This window comes from Burkholderia sp. Ac-20392, assembly GCF_017104585.1.
GTDB classification, from domain to species: Bacteria; Pseudomonadota; Gammaproteobacteria; order Burkholderiales; family Burkholderiaceae; genus Burkholderia; species Burkholderia lata.
Window position 1 is genome coordinate 1 of the sequence record NZ_JAAGPB010000693.1, and the last position, 3,486, is coordinate 3,486.

The following is a 3,486-nucleotide window of genomic DNA, read 5'->3' on the forward strand; positions in this document are numbered from 1 at the left end:
CGAGCCGGCGACGATCCACGTGTTGCGCCAGCAGGCGCGCGGCACCGCACGCGCGTCGCGGCTCGTCGCGTTCCTCGCGACGTGGTTCGCGCAGCCGGCATGGGATGCTGCGTGGGCATGACGGCGGGCGGGTGCCCGTGCCGAAAGAAAAAAGGGCCTCGCATGCGAGGCCCGTCAAAGGTCGGAGAAGCCGGTACGCCGGCCGGCAGCCGCGGGCTGCGCGGCACCGGCCGGATGCGCACCGTTACTGCGTCACTACCTTGCGCGGCTTGAAGATGCCCTGGTATTGCAGGGCCGGGCGCTCCTTCGTCACCGGCTCGATGCCGCCGAAGGTCGGCGTCTGGCGCAGCTTCATCGCGGCCGGCGAAGCGACCGAGCCGATCGACGTCGAGCGCGACGCCGGCGCGAGGTTGTTCGCGACGAGCAGTGCGGCTTCGCTCTTCAGGTTCGCGAGCAGGACCGGATCGGTCGAGCCGTTGACCTGCGTGAGCAGCCCGCTCCAGGCCGCGTCGCTGTAGTTCACGACGTAGTAGTCGAGCCCGCTCGGGTCGGCGACCACGCCCGTGCAGCCGTCGACACGTGTTTGCGTCTGCGTATCCTTCAGCGCGAGCGTCGTGCGTTTCGCGAGACCCTGGCCGTACGCGAGCGTGATCGGCACCGTCCATTGCAGGCCCGGATACGCGTTCTTGTTCGGGAACGGCTGCTGCTTCAGCGTGATGACGGTCTGGTTCTTCGTCAGGTCGCACTGCGTGTCGAGCGAGATCAGCGGCACCCCGGTCTGACGGACGTAGCTGTCGCCGATCGCGCCGATCGCCTGGCCGCTTTCCTTCGACAGCGCATCCCACAGGCGCTTCGGCGTGCCGTTGCCGAACGAGTAGTCGACCAGGTACTGTTGCAGACCCTTGCGCAGCGTCTGTTCGCCGAGATAGTTCTCGAGCGTCTTCAGCACGTGGCCGCCCTTGTCGTACGTGAACGCGCTGGCGCTCAGCACGAAGTCGTTCGACGCCCAGCCGTTGAAGTTCGGTGCGACCGGGAACGCGTTCGGGCCGATGTCACGACTGATCACGCGGTACTTGTTCTTCACCTGGTCGAGCCAGCTGAACTCGTTGGGGAAGAACTGGATCGTGGTCTTCGTTTCGAAGAACGTCGCGAACGACTCGTTGAGCCACACGTTGTCCCACCAGTCGGTCGTGACGAGATCGCCGAACCACTGGTGCGCAACTTCGTGCGTCAGCACCTCGTTGCCGTAGTGCGACATCGGCTGGCCCGGCTGCGGCAGGATGTCGTCGGCGAACTCGAGGATCGACCCCCAGTTCTCCATCCCGCCGAAGTTCAGGTCCTTCTGCTCCTTGAACGCGTCGTTCGCGGCCACCGTATCGAACTTCGTCAGCGGCAGGGCGATGCCCGTGTAGCGGTAGTAGAAGTCGAGCGCCTGCTTGGTGCGGTCCATCGCCGGCTTCGCCCAGTCGCTCATGCCCGGCGGCGTGAACACGCGCAGGTGCAGGCCGCCCTTGCCGCCCGGCAGCGGGCTCGTGAAGTCGTCCTCATAGGTGTCGAACAGGCCGCCGCCGAAGAACAACAGGTACGACGGCATCGGCGGGGTCTTGTCGAACTGCACGAGCTTGTAGCCGCCGCCGATGTTGGTCGACGGCTTCTCGGCCGCGTTCGACACGACTCGCCAGCTCTGCGGCACTTCGGCCGTCACTTCATAGGTCGGGCGGAACGCCGGCTCGTCCCAGCCCGGGAACCACTGGCGCGACAGGTTGGTTTCGCCTTGCGTGAGGATCGCGCCGCTCGTCTTGCCGTCGGTGCCCTTCAGGTCGACGCGGAAGATGCCTTCCGCGGCCGAGCAGCCCGGATACGGATCGTCGCCGCAGCTGCCGCCGGTCTTCGCGACCGGATCGTCATACGACTTGAAGTTGATGATGCCCGACCATTCCATGTGCAGCGAATAGTTGCCCGGCGAGATCGTGCCGCTCACGGGGCGCAGCTGATAGAAGTCGCCCTTGTCCTGCGGCGTCGCGATCAGCTGGATGTTGCCCGGCTGCAGCGTGATGCGGCCGTTCGTGAACTTGATCCGGTGGCCGGCGATCACGATGTTGTTGACCGGCTTCAGCACCTTGATTTCGACGTCGGCACGGCCGTCGAACGCGTTCAGCGCTTCGTTCGGGCGGAACCACAGCCGGTAGTTCACGGGTACCACGGTGTCCGGCAACTCGACAGGCGATACGCTCTTGTCGACGTTGGATGCGCTTGGCGGCGCGGTGACGGTGGGCGACGAGCCCGAGTGCGGCGCGCCGGCGGAGCTGAGCGCGGACGCCGAGCCCACGCCGCCGTCGTCGCCACCGCACCCGGCGAGCGCGAGTGCGGCGACGATCGGCAGATAACGCATCTTGCGAATGTTGATCGACATGACTGAAACCTCGATTGTTGAAAGAATCGTTCAGTGCTGCGAAAACGCCGGCAAAAACAATCCCCTCGCCGTTAATTAACAGCGATGAAAATGCCAATGACGGATTATTCGAAAAGACGGCGGCCGACTACGTGAATGTAATCATGGTTTACTGCCCCCTCTGGATTTCCGGATGTCGGTTAACTTGCCGGTTCAAAATGGCCGGGCGCGTGTTGTACTGAATTGATTTCGCGCGCACGACACGGAGCCGCACGCCCTGCGCGGGCGCGCTTTCCCCTTGAACAGACGACCTACAGGGCTGGCCGGGCCTGGTCGCAGGATGGCAGGAAGGCGTGTCGCCATTCCGTAAAAACACCGTCATGCGGCTTCAAGGTTTGTCGGCTTGCTCGAAGGATGCGTAAATATACTTGATGGTTTTAGGTAAAGGAAACGAAAAATTTAGAAATTGCATCTATTGAATTCGCGGTGCTTCATTGAATGCTGGAAAGCATTAATGCGCATTTCGTTTGCCTGGTATTTTCGTAGTTTTAATCTATTAACGATCTCGCGTGGCTGCGAAAACTACGAAACCCGGCGTGCGGAAGCGTGCTCGGTACAATGCAGCGACGATCCGCTCACCGATTGCCGCGAGGAGGTTCTCCCATGCCACGAGCCCTGTTCCGTATCGCGCCGCTGCGCGCCGTCCTGCTGCTGTTCGCTGCCGTGCTCCTGCTCGGCGGTTGCGCGGGGCTGACGCGCGACCCGGTGAACGTGACCGTCGCCGGGCTCGACCCGCTCGTCGGGCAGGGCCTCGAGATGCGTTTCAGCCTGAAGCTGCGCGTGCAGAACCCCAACGACGCGCCGATCGAATACGACGGCATCTCGGTCTCACTCGACCTGAACGGCACGCCGTTCGCGAGCGGCGTCAGCGATCGCTCGGGCACCGTGCCGCGTTTCGGCGAGGCAGTGCTCGACGTGCCGGTTTCCGTGTCGGCCTTCGCCGCCGCGCGGCAGGCGTGGAACCTGCCCGGCGCGGCCGCGAACGGCGAGTTGCCGTATGCGCTGCGCGGCCGGCTCGCGGGCGGCGTGCTCGG

At 64.3% G+C, this 3,486-nt stretch carries 2 protein-coding genes; one reads left to right on the plus strand and one right to left on the minus strand.

Features of this window, described 5'->3' with window-relative positions:
* Positions 1-244: 244 nt before the first annotated feature.
* Positions 245-2,413 carry a M1 family metallopeptidase gene (locus G3N99_RS36890; protein WP_174942279.1) on the minus strand — a complete coding sequence of 723 codons (2,169 nt, stop codon included), beginning with the start codon at positions 2,411-2,413 and terminating at the stop codon, positions 245-247.
* Positions 2,414-3,055: 642 nt separating this feature from the next.
* Between G3N99_RS36890 and G3N99_RS36895 the strand changes: the two genes are divergently transcribed.
* The coding region (locus G3N99_RS36895; RefSeq protein WP_206124823.1) for an LEA type 2 family protein at positions 3,056-3,486 on the plus strand (431 nt) is incomplete at its 3' end.

Excerpts from the sequence above, each read along its gene's own strand:
- G3N99_RS36890 (WP_174942279.1), bottom strand. The coding sequence starts at position 2,413 with ATGTCGATCAACATTCGCAAGATGCGTTATCTGCCGATCGTCGCCGCA.